The sequence below is a fragment of the Paenibacillus sp. J31R30 genome (genome assembly GCF_059692115.1).
In genome coordinates, this window is the sequence record NZ_JCAUAV010000002.1 from 283,374 (window position 1) to 297,443 (window position 14,070).

At 47.7% G+C, this 14,070-nt stretch carries 13 protein-coding genes; 8 read left to right on the forward strand and 5 right to left on the reverse strand.

Annotated elements, in window-relative coordinates; all coding sequences use genetic code 11:
* Positions 1 to 21: 21 nt before the first annotated feature.
* Complete coding sequence (locus tag AC58QO_RS07245; RefSeq protein ID WP_497264626.1) at positions 22 to 1,134, reverse strand: YheC/YheD family endospore coat-associated protein; 1,113 nt, start codon at positions 1,132 to 1,134, stop codon at positions 22 to 24.
* Positions 1,135 to 1,142: 8 nt separating this feature from the next.
* Positions 1,143 to 2,537, reverse strand: a complete 1,395-nt coding sequence (locus tag AC58QO_RS07250) for a YheC/YheD family endospore coat-associated protein (RefSeq protein ID WP_497264627.1) — start codon at positions 2,535 to 2,537, stop codon at positions 1,143 to 1,145.
* 284 nt (positions 2,538 to 2,821) lie between these two features.
* On the opposite strand from AC58QO_RS07250, the gene AC58QO_RS07255 reads away from it, so the two are divergent.
* From AC58QO_RS07255 to AC58QO_RS07285, 7 genes are all read left to right on the forward strand, one after another.
* Positions 2,822 to 3,103: a hypothetical protein gene (locus AC58QO_RS07255; protein WP_497264628.1), complete on the forward strand. Its 282-nt coding sequence runs from the start codon at positions 2,822 to 2,824 to the stop codon at positions 3,101 to 3,103.
* A 30-nt stretch (positions 3,104 to 3,133) separates the two neighbouring features.
* Positions 3,134 to 4,105, forward strand: a complete 972-nt coding sequence (locus AC58QO_RS07260; RefSeq protein ID WP_497264629.1) for an FAD:protein FMN transferase — start codon at positions 3,134 to 3,136, stop codon at positions 4,103 to 4,105.
* On the forward strand, positions 4,102 to 4,674 hold the full coding sequence (locus AC58QO_RS07265; RefSeq protein ID WP_497264630.1) for a ferric reductase-like transmembrane domain-containing protein: 573 nt from the start codon (positions 4,102 to 4,104) through the stop codon (positions 4,672 to 4,674). The genes AC58QO_RS07260 and AC58QO_RS07265 overlap by 4 nt, the downstream gene beginning before the upstream one ends.
* Positions 4,675 to 4,787: 113 nt before the next feature.
* Complete coding sequence (locus tag AC58QO_RS07270) at positions 4,788 to 5,843, forward strand: acyltransferase (protein WP_497264631.1); 1,056 nt, start codon at positions 4,788 to 4,790, stop codon at positions 5,841 to 5,843.
* 670 nt (positions 5,844 to 6,513) lie between these two features.
* Complete coding sequence (gene nfsA, locus AC58QO_RS07275; protein ID WP_497264632.1) at positions 6,514 to 7,242, forward strand: oxygen-insensitive NADPH nitroreductase; 729 nt, start codon at positions 6,514 to 6,516, stop codon at positions 7,240 to 7,242.
* A 98-nt stretch (positions 7,243 to 7,340) separates the two neighbouring features.
* Positions 7,341 to 7,628: a hypothetical protein gene (locus AC58QO_RS07280; RefSeq protein ID WP_497264633.1), complete on the forward strand. Its 288-nt coding sequence runs from the start codon at positions 7,341 to 7,343 to the stop codon at positions 7,626 to 7,628.
* 177 nt (positions 7,629 to 7,805) lie between these two features.
* Positions 7,806 to 9,134, forward strand: a complete 1,329-nt coding sequence (locus AC58QO_RS07285) for a DRTGG domain-containing protein (RefSeq protein WP_497264634.1) — start codon at positions 7,806 to 7,808, stop codon at positions 9,132 to 9,134.
* On the opposite strand, the gene AC58QO_RS07290 is transcribed toward AC58QO_RS07285, so the two are convergent.
* The 3 genes from AC58QO_RS07290 to AC58QO_RS07300 are packed head-to-tail and all read right to left on the reverse strand — an operon-like array spanning position 9,131 to position 10,329.
* Positions 9,131 to 9,490, reverse strand: a complete 360-nt coding sequence (locus AC58QO_RS07290; protein ID WP_497264635.1) for a YtpI family protein — start codon at positions 9,488 to 9,490, stop codon at positions 9,131 to 9,133. The genes AC58QO_RS07285 and AC58QO_RS07290 overlap by 4 nt on opposite strands.
* 18 nt (positions 9,491 to 9,508) lie before the next feature.
* Positions 9,509 to 10,000 (reverse strand): sporulation membrane protein YtrI, encoded by a 492-nt coding sequence (locus tag AC58QO_RS07295; protein WP_497264636.1) that lies wholly within the window; start codon positions 9,998 to 10,000, stop codon positions 9,509 to 9,511.
* On the reverse strand, positions 9,997 to 10,329 hold the full coding sequence (locus AC58QO_RS07300; RefSeq protein ID WP_477590243.1) for a YtrH family sporulation protein: 333 nt from the start codon (positions 10,327 to 10,329) through the stop codon (positions 9,997 to 9,999). The genes AC58QO_RS07295 and AC58QO_RS07300 overlap by 4 nt, the downstream gene beginning before the upstream one ends.
* Positions 10,330 to 10,453: 124 nt before the next feature.
* Here AC58QO_RS07300 and AC58QO_RS07305 point away from each other — a divergent pair, with 124 nt between their 5' ends.
* Positions 10,454 to 14,053: a DNA polymerase III subunit alpha gene (locus tag AC58QO_RS07305; RefSeq protein WP_497264637.1), complete on the forward strand. Its 3,600-nt coding sequence runs from the start codon at positions 10,454 to 10,456 to the stop codon at positions 14,051 to 14,053.
* The last annotated feature ends 17 nt before the right edge of the window (positions 14,054 to 14,070 follow it).

A 14,070-nucleotide genomic window follows, 5' to 3' on the forward strand; every position in this document is an offset into this window, starting at 1 on the left:
TTCAAACAAAGCTTAGCTAGCTCAGCTCAGCTGTTTGTTTAACAAAAATCCAGCATAGTGGATCGGATTAGCAATTGATTTGTTACGTGCTCGCTCATTATGCAAACGGGCAAAAATCGTTCTACCCGGCTTCGAATTCACTTCAAGGATCCACACACGTCCACTGGTATCGATCCCCAAATCAATACCAAGCTCTGCAAGTCGACCGTGATAAGACTCCAGTACAGACGGAATGTGCTGTGAGAGCCTGGCAATTGTGTTAATCAGCTGATGAGACTTCATTTCACCGAATTCTCTGATTAGAAAATCACTCACATCTTCGGCGGAGCCGCCGCCATGCAGATTGGAGGTGATACTTCCAGGTTTGCCAACGCGAACAGCCATACCCGTATGTTCCCAGTTTCCGTGACCATTTTTCTGCACTAAGGATCGGACATCATAGGCCATCCCATTCATCGAGTGAAGCTGTAAATATTCTTGCAGGAGATAGGGCCGCGAGCCTAACAAGCTTTTCAGCCATTGCCAACAAGAATGCCACTCCTCAAACTCTTCTGAGATAGGGAGATTACGTCCATCTCGTCCCTGTACGTGGTATAAGTGTCCTTCTTTATGAATGTGCAACGCCCCTCTGCCTTGACTGCCCCCCTGTGGCTTTAAGAAAGCATCTGCCTTACGCTGCAACCAGATTTCGAGCTGTTGTCCGCTTCGGAGTCTGATGGTTTCTGGTAAGAAAGGATGTAAGTCAGGATCCTTCTGTAAGATCTGCCCCACTTCCCACTTTCCGCCAAGGCCGTAGCCAAGAAACCGAATAGAGGGCATCGCACGCAGCTTGCGTACATGATATTGATAGGTAAGATAACTGTGTTTATTGCTGAAGAAACAACGATCATAGATGAGAGTCGGAAGGGGGAACAGCTTTGTAAGCCATGCCTGCTGTAAGCGATCGTACATGTAGCCCCTTACCATTTTCTGATTCCAGTCGATGCGATTTGGTGAGAAGACAAACACATCAATCCCCTCGTTAGTTCCGTGCGTCGTCAGATTCTGATAGAAGCGCGTGTTGGCAAACGGGAGTTCTCTGTTTAGTTCAGTTACCATGATCCCCAACAAGGGTCGCTGTGTTCGCAATCGCATGTTTCACCTCAATACTTCGCTAAGAAACGAGCGTATTTGACTAGCGTTTTAACGGACGGTCTAATTTTATTTTTACTATTCGGGTCGGTGTTAAGTGCTGTATTATCATCCTTAGATGGCTTGGAGTTGACCTCCAGAAGCCAAACTCGGCCTGATCGATCAACAGCAAGATCAATTCCTAGTTCACCGAAGTGACTGGGAATTTGGGTTTCGATCCCTTTGGCTATGTCCATAGAGGCCTTGCGTAGTTTCCGTATAATGGAGGCACGTGTTGGCGTGGAGAAGCCGGCTTTGGCTAAAGCTTCAGGAACCGTTGATAAGCTTCCACCGCGTGCAAGGTTAGAGACAAAGTGCTGGCTGCCTGCAATCCGACCTACAATGGAGGTGATTTCCCATTCTCCTTTTTCACCGCGTTGAACAAGTGCTCGGAAGTCAATTGGATTTCCCTCCGCAGTAATGAGATCAAGTCCTTGCTGGATTTGATAACGCTGTGTCTTGAGTTTCCCAGAAATGGATTGGAAGACGGCTAGCAGTGAAGGGAATGTCTGTCTGCGTACACCGGCAAGGCTTGTTGAGTGAGCCGTATACGATTCACCTAGACCTTCTCTGCGAATACGAATTATGCCATTGCCGAGACTTCCAGTAATCGGTTTAAGGAAAAGAGCACTATGGCGAGCAGCCATAGACTTCAGCATTTGAAAGTTTTTGAAAAGATGCGACTCAGGCAAGTAGGTGTGCAATGAGCTATCTTTACGCAAAGCCTCGAAAACTTCTGTTTTGTTCAAATATTTCTCATTAAAGATTTCCGTGCCATACCTGGATTTGACGTCCTTCATGAACTGCTGAACATTGGGCATATTCTCGTACTTGCGCGAGGTGAGTCGATTGTAAATAACATTGGGAATCGGGAACGTTTTTTTACTCCAAGAACCATTAGCATACGAATAGGCAGAAAGTGTGTGTGGGTTTGCTCGCATCTCTTGTGGAGGGAAGAAACACACACTAGCCCCTACTTGATTACAAGCATCGGTCAATTCTTTACAAAAAGTGGTGATAGGACCAAAAGGGCGGCTTGGTGAACTCGCATTAACACGGCTAATCATGACGCCAATTAAAGGTCCGATCGACATTGTATTCGAATTTGGCTTATAGTTGATGTTAAGCCGTGCCCCTTGGTGTAGACCAATCTTGGATGCAAGTGCAGGGTCGACACGGAGGCTATTCGGTACAGCAGCTGTGACCACTTTGACATCCTGCTGGTATGATCCGAATCGCATGGTAATCATTTGATTGGACGGAACTTTCCATTTTCTTGCAATGGCTTCACTTAGAACAACGGTCCGATCATCCAAATAGATGCTGGTGCTTTGAATGGATACGCCAACTTTCGTTCTGGTGGTCAATAGTGAACACTCCTTCCAGCATGAGAAAATCCCTATCGAGGCCATTCAAGGATGATCGACCGTCGTTTAAAGGTAGATTTTATTGCCAACAAGCAAAGTAAACTACTCCATCATATGAGGACATATTTCCCTTTGTGCCTAGGCTTCGGACGGAAAGCGCCCATTCTTCAAACATAACTTCAGGGAGTTTTCAGCTTATTTTTAGGGTTTACTCAGGAATTTAAGCCTTTATCCGCGTATAATTAGCCTTAGAATCTTATTCAGAGAGATGGGATGGATTAGGAATGAAAGCATCCTCCAAATGGACAAAATGGCAGATTGGACTCGTAAGTGCGATGATTGTGGTCTATTTATTTCAGGAAGTCAAAGAAAGTCCTGAATTTCTTGGTGCGGTTCGAGAAGCTTCTAATGCAAAGTTGAATTCGATAATCATGGCTACACAGCCGAAGGTCAACACACCGTCGACAGAGTTATTCAATAGTAGAAACGCAGATAATAAGATGGAACGCAGCGGAATACAATCACAGTCCCAAACACAGCCGCATACCAGAAGTCACGCATCCTAGCAACGTGAATGGATAGGAGAGGATGGCCGCATGCTTCAAGAACTCACATTTCGCGCAATGAATTCACACATGCAGGTTCTATTGGAATCAGAAACGTCAATAGCTCAACTTGAAAACCCCATATTGAGTAGGTTTACTTTGGAAGAACAACGGTTTAGCCGTTTCCTATCCTCTAGTGAATGCTCCTATATCAATGCGCGAAGCGGGCAGCCTAGTCTCGTTTCTGATTGCATGATGGAGGTGCTAGAGCTAGCGAATCATTATAAGGAACAAACGGATGGCATTTTTGACATTTGTGTTGGACATGCTTTGCAGCAAGCGGGGTATAGACAATCATTTGAGAGAATACAGGCAAGGTTAGTGGAGCTTGAACAACAACCATCCCGTACGGGGACACGTATGGCACTGCAAGTGGATCCTAGGATGAAATCGGTTCGAATCCCGGCAGGTCAACAACTGGATTTCGGCGGGATTGTGAAAAGCTGGACAGCTCACCAAATAGCAACTCTTCTGCGTAAGAATTTGCAAGTAGGCAGGGGGCTCATGAATGCGGGCGGTGACGTAGTGGTGTGGGGAGGAGCGTCGGAGAACGAGCCGTGGTGCATTGGTATTGCAAATCCTTTTGAAACTGATATTTCGCAAGAAGCTACGCTTCAACTCATAACCGGTGCTGTAGCGACTTCCAGCATCCTGCGCAGGCGTTGGCAGACGAGTGAAGGAGAGAAGCATCACCTCATTGACACACGTACGATGCAGCCGAGCACATCTTCTGTCGTGCAATGTACCGTTGTCGGCCAAGATTTGACCGCCTGTGAAGTATGGGCAAAAACACTGTGTATACTTGGGGTCGAAGCAGGAGTTTCCCTCTTTCAGCATCAAACGCATGGTATGGAAGCTATTGTATACACCTCCGAAGGTGATGTGTTTCATGTGAAGCCACGCCTTGGCAGCATGGAGCTGGAGCTTACCTGGACTGGATTGGAGGGAGTAAGTAGTCTATGATTCATTTTTTCGTTGAATTGCCTACGTGGATGCTCATTCGAACCTTTGGTATATTTTCATATCTAACCTTGCTTACTGGAATAGCTATTGGTATTATCTACAGTTATCCTCAAATCAAAGGGCACACAAAAGGCAGATTGCTCCGCTGGCATAGCTATATGAATCTCACGGGGACCTGCTTTGCCCTCATGCACACGTTTCTTCTCATTATAGATACTTTCATGCCTTTCGACTGGGCGGAGCTCCTAATTCCTTTTACAGCAAAACATAATCCGCTCTTGAACGGTATAGGGACACTCGCCATGTATGGATTATTGGTAGTGCTATTTACCACAGATATTAGAAATAAATTGAAGAGAAAGCTCTGGTTAGCACTTCATTTCTTGTCGTATCCGATTTTTATATTATCCTTGGTGCATGGACTACTACTCGGAACAGATAGCAAGTTGGGGTTGGTGACGTTTATGTACATGGCATCGGCGACGATCGTAGTCGGATTAACGATTATGAGGTTTCTGCTCGCAGCACGAAGACGGCAAGTCAAAGTAGGGCAGACTAAGCAATTATGAAGTCCCAAGCTATGGTTTGGGGCTTTTTGGCATGGAATGAAATTGTTGCGAAACATGTCGAAAATGTCTATAGTAAAAGGGTATTCATTAAGAAATGAGGATAGCTAACCGACATGGCAAAAGCAAAAATCACGGAGCTTGATATTGTCAGAGCAATTTCCATCCTTGCTGTTGTAATGATTCATGTAACGGCAGACTGGACAGTGGATCCAGCTTTGAAAGGCAGCAGCACGCAGCTGTTTATTTTATTTATGAACAAAATAAGTTATTTTGCTGTTCCCGTTTTTATTTTTTTGAGCGGCATCGTGTTGTTCTATATTTATGCGGATAATTGGAGCGCAAAACAAGCAGGTATTTTCTATTGGAAACGCGTTCGGCAAGTGCTTGTCCCTTATATCGTCTGGTCTTTTTTCTACTATATATATAATCCATGGCTGTGGACACCTGGGCATCCAATAAAAATAGATCTACGAGTCTTTCTTGGGCAGTTAAAATGGGCAGATTCGGGTTATCATCTATATTTCATGATCATTATCGTGCAGTTCTACCTGTTGTTTCCGCTGCTTGTTTGGGCTGTTAGAAATGCGGCGTGGTTTCGTAAAACGCTGGCGCTTTGGGGCTTAGCGATTCAGGCGGGAGTCTACATCTATAGTCACTGGTTTGGCACGATAAGTCATAAGCCTGAACTATGTATCACGTATTTCGGTTACTTCCTCGTCGGTGGTGCCATTGGGATGAATTATGGGAATTTCCGTGCCTGGTTGGATCGCAATAAAGGATGGGTGATTCCAGCGTCTATCGTGAGTGGTTTGGCGTACACGGGGCTTTATTTATTAGCATCTAGAGGATATTCCTTTGAAAATACCTGGTATGAGATCACGTGGCTGTTGTACAATCTGGGCATTGGCGTAAGCATGATCTGGATGGCTAAGGAGCTTCTGCTAAGATGGAAACGGATTGGTAAGTTTTTCGTCTCCCTCGGGTTGGTGTCCTTCGGTGTTTACTTGATGCATCCTGCGTTATTATCCTTGTGGAAATACAAGGTTCAGATGCCAGGTTCAATCATCCTATTTAATGTCTATAATGTCATCGTGTTTGTATTGATTGTGGGTATACCTTGGACATTGACTTTGTTGTATCGCAAGGTGAGAAAAGTGTTGTTGAAGTAAAGTTGGCGGAACCTCTGACTTACAGAGACGAAAATTGATGAGAACCAGAAAGCTAAATCACACTAGCTCACCCATAAAGTAAATCACACCGAGCTTCCCATAAAGTAAATCACACCCAAATCCCCCAAAAATGCGAAAAGGCATCTTTTGGGGGATTTCTTTCGTGGAGATAGGGAATGCGTGCAAATAGGCACTTATTTTAGGTTATTTTTAGTATTCAGAGGGTTTTCATGGGAAAAGGTTGTATTTTTGCACTAATTTTCAAGTATTAAGGATGAAATGTGGAAAAAAGATGCACATTTGCATTTTTGATCTACGCTCCCGCCCCATCGCCCGCATCAGCCTCGGCACGAGTATCAGCTCAATCCCCAGCATCCCCTTCGCCCCACCCTAGAACCAACCGTATCCCCTGTATCCACTCGGCCCCACCCTAGAACCAACCGTATCCCCTGTATCCACTCGGCCCACACTAGTACCAACCACATCAGCTGCATCTATCTCGGCACTACCTTATTACCAACCGTATCCCATGTATTCACCTCCCGCCACCCACCAGTAACCTTAGAGCTATCCCTCGTTGTCTACCTGCGCCCAGCCACTAGCAGGATTTGAAAATCCGCCTTATTTCAGGGATACTGAGAGAAAATAGATAAAGGACGTGGACCAGATAATGAATGCCATCATTGAGCTTCTACAAAATCATCGCTCCATCCGCAAATTTACGAGTGAGCCCATTAGCGCTGAACAACGTACAGCGATTCTCAAGGCAGCACAGGCTGCATCCACTTCTAGTAATATGCAAGCTTTCAGCGTGATCCATGTGACGAATGCAGACCTCAAGAGCCAGCTAGCCGAGCTAGCCGGCAATCAAGCTTACGTCAGCGAGTGCCCGCTCTTCCTCGTGTGGTGCGCAGACCTGCACCGCTACGCGGAGGCGGTCCACCTCCACGTGGACACGCCGGTTACCGGCAATGCTGAGAATCTCATCATTGCCACGGTCGACGCTGCATTAGCTGCGCAAAATGCAGCCATTGCCGCCGAGTCACTCGGTCTCGGCGTCTGCTATATCGGCGGGCTGCGCAATAAGCCCGCTGAAGTATCCGAGCTGCTGGGCCTGCCCCAGCTCGTGTACCCGATCTTCGGCATGTGCATCGGCATGCCGGAGCAAGAGCCGCTGCATCGCCCGCGGCTCCCTTTACAAGCCGTATACCACGAGAATCGGTATACGCCTAACAGCAGCGCGGTCGAGGCGTACGACGAGACGATCCGCGACTACATGAACGTGCGTACCGGAGGCAAAGTTAATACGACCTGGTCCAAAGAAATGGCTGCGAAAGCGCAGCGTCCAAGAAAGCATATGAAAGCTTTCCTGAGCAGCCAAGGCTTCGAAGTGGAATAAGCGTGGCGATCACGCGCCTATACGTTCATATAACTAGAACTTGTCTCATACAATGGAAGTAGGTAGAGAACGGTTTGAAGTTATTTTGAACGAAAGGTGTGATTCGATTGAAAGGTTTCAAAAATGTCGTGTACATGAGCTTGGCAGTCGGTATGTTATTTTATTCCATCCCACAATTACAATTTCGTGAGGTGGGTTCCTTGCCAATGATTTTTAGCGTCATCTGGCTTGTGATGGCCCTGCTCATCATTGCCGCACATTTACACCAAATCCTTGGTGTCGATGAAGAGAAACGCAAACAGCAGCTCCGGATTAATCGGATGAAAAAATGGCAGATGGAGCAGCTCGTTCAGGGCAGACGGAAGCTTTTGCAATTCCGCAAGTAAGCCGAGAATGAGCTAATCTTTGACATCGAACGTATGTTTGGTATAATGATTAAGGAGCATCCAATCCAATAGGGTTGGATGCTTTTCCATCTTTCAATGCCTCGTTGTTCTTACCCGCTAGAACGATTATACTAGTAGTACAGACTAATACAGGATCTAGTGAATGAGGTGTAACAGTTGGATACACATTCCGTCGATACATTAACGAAACATGAGCAGATTTTGCGGCATATTGAAGACTTGAAGTTGGGCAGTCGGATTTCTGTGCGTAAAATCGCCAAAAATATGGAAGTCAGCGAAGGCACAGCGTATCGTGCGATTAAAGAAGCGGAGAATCAGGGACTCGTTTCGACCAAAGAGCGGATCGGAACCGTTCGCGTGGAGAAGAAGCTGCGTCAGAATATCGATAAGCTGACCTTTGCCGAGGTTGTGAATATGGTGGATGGTCAGGTGCTTGGCGGGGCGAAAGGGCTTCATAAGACGCTTCACAAGTTTGTCATCGGCGCTATGGAACAAGATGCGATGATGCGCTACATTGAGGCCGGCAGTCTACTGATTGTAGGGAACCGGAATCTGGCGCACCTGTGTGCCTTAGAGCAAGGCGCTGGTGTCTTAATTACAGGTGGCTTCAAAACGAGTACGGAGGTTAAAGTGCTGGCGGATGAGTTGGAGCTGCCGATTATTTCAAGCAGCTATGATACTTTTACCGTCGCATCCATGATTAACAGAGCGATTTATGATCGTTTAATCAAAAAGAAAATCATGCTCGTGGAGGATATTCTCGCCTCTGGCGCAGCGCTCTTCGCACTGAAGGCGAACAGCACTTTGAAGGATTGGCAGCGTATGTCCGAGGATACGGGCTACAGCCGTTTTCCTGTTGTTGATGAGTGGAATCGCATTATCGGTGTTGTGACGTCCAAGGATATGGTCGGCGCAAGCGCGCAGCAATCCGTTGAGAAATTGATGACGCGAAATCCACTGACGGTTTCGCCTCAGACGTCAGTCGCATCGGCTGCACATATGATGGTGTGGGAAGGGATTGAGCTTCTGCCGGTCGTGGATACGAACCGGAAAATGGTAGGTGTGCTGAATCGCAGCGATATCCTGAAGGCCATGCAATCGATTCAGAAGCAGCCGCAGAATGGCGAAACCTTCGAGGATTTGATCTGGTCGGGGATGGAAGAAGTGAGAGATGAGAAAGGCAAACTGCGGTTTCTTGGTGTTATCACGCCGCAGATGACGAATCATTTGGGTACCGTATCCGAGGGGGTTCTTACGACACTAATGACACAGGCGGCTTACCGCATTGTGCAAGAGCACAAGAAGGGTGACCTCGTGATGGATAATATGTCGACCTATTTTTTAAAACCGCTGCAAATTGATTCCAAAATAGAAATACGACCCACCATCATTGAGGTGAGCCGTAAATTTGGCAAGATTGATGTAGAAATTTATCATGCGGGAGCCCTGGTTTCCAAGGCGATGTTAACCGCCCAAGTGATCTAGCGCAGCAAGCGATCGAAGTGTCCGTGATTGCGGATACCTACGAAAACGTTGAAAACACCGATCAGTACAAGTACGGTGCCGAAGATGCGGCGGAAGCTGGATTCGCTGAAGAAAAAGATCTGCGTAACAGCAATAAGCACCAGCATCAATCCCATGGCAATGTTCATACGGGCTGTATACAAACCTCGTTTGGCGGCATCTGACTCGCGCCTGGAACGAATGCTATAGAACAAGGTAAGCCCGAGCAAGAGGCAAATAAGAATGAATAACGTCAATTGTATGGCGTGCATAGCGATAATCCGTCCCTTATCGTTGAATTTACCCTTAACTTTAGCGATTTTGAGATAGGATTGCAATATGGGCCGCCATTCACGTTATGTTTTTTTCTCTTGCGCCGTAATCCAGATGGTCAATTCGGTTTGAATTAACACAATGGATTTAACCTCGACGACATATTTTTTATCGTGCAGGAAATACGTTCTTTGCGTGATCAATCGCTCGTAGAGAGGCTGGGAATCGCGTACAAAAGTTGCTTTTTGCCCAATGACGAGCTTGAGCTCACCTTTCACATCGCCTTCGATTTCCTTTTGAATATCCTCACTGATCAGATCATCTTGATTCTTGGGAAGCAGATGAACATTGATAACATTCACTAAAGTTTGATTGTTCTTCGTCTTATTCAAGTTAGCGATATCATCTTGGAGATCATAATTCTCCTGTAAAACCTTATGCAATTGCACGTATAACTCATTATAGGTGTGCTGATGAATGCTCATATACACGGCGCTCCCAATGATCGCACCCGACAACAGCAGTCCAAAGCTGGCCAGCAGTCGTTGGTACCTTGCAAAAGGAGGGACTCTCAAGGCTGATGCCCTCCTTTACAGATCATTTGAATGAGTGCAGTTCCGAATTGTGCCCCTGTAAAAGCAACGATGATATAGACAATCTGTTTGATTGCCGGATTGAGATGGCCGATGGCCACATGACTTTCAATATAACGGATTGGATCAATGGTACCGCCAACCGCAGCGACCATAGCCCAAATCTTAATATTTTCCGAGATGGTCAACATTTTTTCCGTGGGAGATTGCAACGTTAATACGGCTGCGATGCCGCTTAACATACTGCCTCCGAATACGACCCCGAATGCAATGCAGAAATACATGATAATACTTGCCCAAAAGCCAGCCATGTACCAATCGCTTCCTTTCTACTGAGTTGGGAGGACAAACTCTCTTTACTACTGTATGGGACTGGCTAGCTCCAATATGATAAAATATAAGGAATAAATCACGAAAGAAGGGGGGAACCAGCGGATGAGTTCGTTTGTACATCTGCATGTGCATAGTGAATATAGTTTATTAGACGGTGCGGCACGGATGGAGGAGCTTGTTTCACAAGCGGCTAATCTTGGCATGACCTCTCTGGCCTTGACGGATCATGGTGTCATGTATGGAGCGATCGCGTTCTACAAAGCTTGCAAACAGCGTGGCATCAAACCAATTATTGGATGTGAAGTGTACTTCACTGCGGGTTCCATTCGTGATAAAGGGACGCGGCAGGAGCAGCCGATTTATCATCTTATTTTGCTTGCGAAGAATTTTAAAGGCTATCAGAACCTTATGAAGCTCACGTCGATTGCACATCTACAGGGCTTTCACTATAAACCGCGTATTGATTTAGAACATTTGTCCCAGCACTCGGAGGGGCTGATTTGCCTTAGCTCATGCTTAGGCAGTGAGGTTTCCCAGCATTTGCTCCATAACCGATATGATGAGGCTCGCAAAGCGGCAGAGCGTTATCGCGATATTTTCGGCGACGATTTCTTTCTGGAAATTCAAGATCACGGCATGATTGAGCAGAAAAAAGTGATGGTTTCCATGATCGAATTGAGCAAAGAAACCGGCATTCCATTAATCGCAACAAATGATGTGCATTACGTAACAGAGCCAGATCATGTGATGCAGGATATCCTTATCTGTATTGGCACTGGCAAAACCGTTGAGGACACGGATCGGCTCAAAATGGGTACGAGTCAGATGTACTTGAAAAGCGAAGAGGAGATGCGACGCTTATTCGTCCATGTTCCTGAAGCGCTTGCGAATACAGCTGTGGTAGCTTCGCGCTGTGATCTCGAACTGACGTTCGGGAAATCGATTCTGCCAAGCTTCAGGCCGATTCCAGAGCATTTGACGGCAGGCGAATATTTGCAAGAGCTGTGCAGGCAAGGATTGGAACAGCGTTATGGCAGTAAGCCAGAATGGCGAGATCCGAGTCATCCCATGAGGCAACAGGCGGAAGAGCGCCTTGCCTATGAACTCGGTGTCATTGCGAACATGGGCTTCTCTGATTACTTCCTAATCGTATGGGATTTTATTCGTTTCGCGCACGAGAAACGGATCATGACAGGTCCAGGGCGGGGCTCCTCTGCAGGAAGCTTAGTTGCTTATGTGCTGCGCATTACGAATGTCGATCCGCTGCAATATAAGCTGCTATTTGAACGATTTTTGAACCCGGAACGGATATCCATGCCGGATATCGATATTGATTTTAGCGATGAGCGACGTGATGAAGTCATTGATTATGTCGTGGCCAAATATGGTCATGAACATGTTGCACAAATTATTACCTTTGGAACGATGGCTGCTAAGGCCGCAGTTCGGGATGTAGGGCGTGTCCTGGGCGTACCTTACGGTGATGTGGATCGAGCGGCTAAAGCGATTCCTAATCAGTTAGGCATGACACTGAAGGAAGCTCTTCAGGTGAGCTCTGATTTGAAAGGAATGGTTGCCAGACAGCCTAAGACCGCAGAACTACTCGAGATGGCGATGCGCGTTGAAGGGATGCCGCGCCATGCCTCTACGCATGCTGCCGGGGTAGTTATTTCGCGTGAGCCCCTTACGCATTATGTTCCCTTGCAAGAAGGCACGACACAGACGGCGCTTACACAGTATACGATGGAGCATTTGGAGGCGATCGGGCTTCTCAAGATGGATTTCCTGGGTCTACGGACCCTTTCGATCATTGAAAGAACCGTGGATTGGCTCGCCCAAATAGAAGAGGTTCAGATTAATTTTGATCTCCTGAACATGGATTCGGATGATATCACGTATGAGATGCTCAGCAGAGGGGAAACAACAGGCGTTTTTCAATTGGAGTCAACAGGTTGTCGTAAGGTTCTGAAGGATTTGAAGCCCTCGGAATTTGAAGATATTATTTCCGTCTTAGCTTTGTATCGTCCCGGCCCGATGGAATTTATCCCGAAATATATTGCCGGTAAGCATGGTCAGGTGGAGGTTGTTTATCCGCATCCAACACTGGAGCCTATTCTTCGCGATACCTATGGGATCATCGTGTACCAAGAGCAAATCATGCAGATTGCCTCATCGATGGCAGGCTTCAGCTTAGGAGAAGCGGATCTATTGCGTAGAGCCGTTTCCAAAAAGAAGCGGGAAGTACTCGATGAAGAACGTACGCATTTCGTCTCAGGGAGCTTACGCCAAGGCTTTAACGCGGATGAGGCGAACCATGTGTATGATATGATTGTGCGTTTTGCTGATTATGGCTTCCCGCGTGCGCATGCGACGGCCTATGGGGTGCTGGCATTCCAAACGGCGTACCTTAAAGCGCATTATCCGATTTATTTCATGGCTTCGATGTTAACCGCGGTTATGGGGAATCATCGTAAAGTTGCTGAGTATGTAGATGAATGTCGACGTGTGAAGCTCGCTGTCCTGCCGCCGGATGTGAATGGCAGCGGAACGGTGTTTACACCCGATTCGAGTGCAGGAGCCATCCGTTTCGGATTGGCTGCCATCAAAAATGTAGGAACACAAGCCATAGATGCCATTCTTAGCGAAAGAAAAAAAGCTCCTTTTGAGAGCTTGCTTGATTTCTGCCGCAGGGTCGACCTCCGCGTCTGTAACAAGCGAGTGATTGAATCCCTCATCCAAGGGGGCGCATTCGATTCGCTCGGTGGGCATCGCGCTCAACATCTCGCGATCCTCGATGAGACGATTGCCTCTGCTACGAAATGGCGCAAAGAGCGGGATGATTTGCAGCTTCACCTTTTCGGATTTGTCGAAGAGCCGAACTGGGAGGTTGAAGTGCCGAACATCCCTCCGATGCCGCCATCCAAGCAGCTTGAGCTGGAGAAAGAGCTTCTAGGCATGTATATATCTGGCCATCCGCTGGATGCTTATTCCGAGCAGTTGGCAGAACTGGATGCCGTGATGATGCATCAGCTAACCGAACTGCCAGATCATAGCGATGTCCTAGTGGCCGGGATGATCCTCTCGAACAAGACGATCGTCACCAAAAAAGGCGATCCCATGGCGTTCATGGAGCTTGAGGATCGCATCGATAAGGTCGAGGTGGTCTTGTTCCCCGAGACCTGGAAGAAGTCGGCTCCGCTCGTGCAGAAGGGCAGGCTCGTCCTCATCCGCGCGAAGCTGCAGCTTCAGGACGAGGACCCGCCCAAGCTGCTCGCGGAGCAGCTCGTCGCACTGGACGACCCGGAGGCCGTCCAGCGGCTTCGCAGGCAGCCTGCGGCACAGCGACGATCCCCTGACGACGTCAGGGATCGTGCGCCGCGCGTGGCTGCCCCACAGAGCGGCGCACGCAGCGCCGCTCCAACCACCCGCGCTGGCGCAGAGCCAGCGCGGGCCATCCCCGCTGCTGAGGCGAAGCCGCAGCGCGTGTTCGTCAAGATCACAGCTGACTGCGAGCAGCCGGATAAGCTCCTGCAGCTGAAGGCGCTGCTGAAGCTGCATAAGGGCCAGCTCGCGGTTGCGCTTTTCTATGAAAGCAGCAACAAGCTCTTGGCCTTGAGCGACCAGTATCGGGTCGATCCGACCAAGGATCTGATGCGCATGATCGAGACGATTATGGGCAAATATTCCGTCCGAGTGAAATGAGAAAAATCGCAATCGTG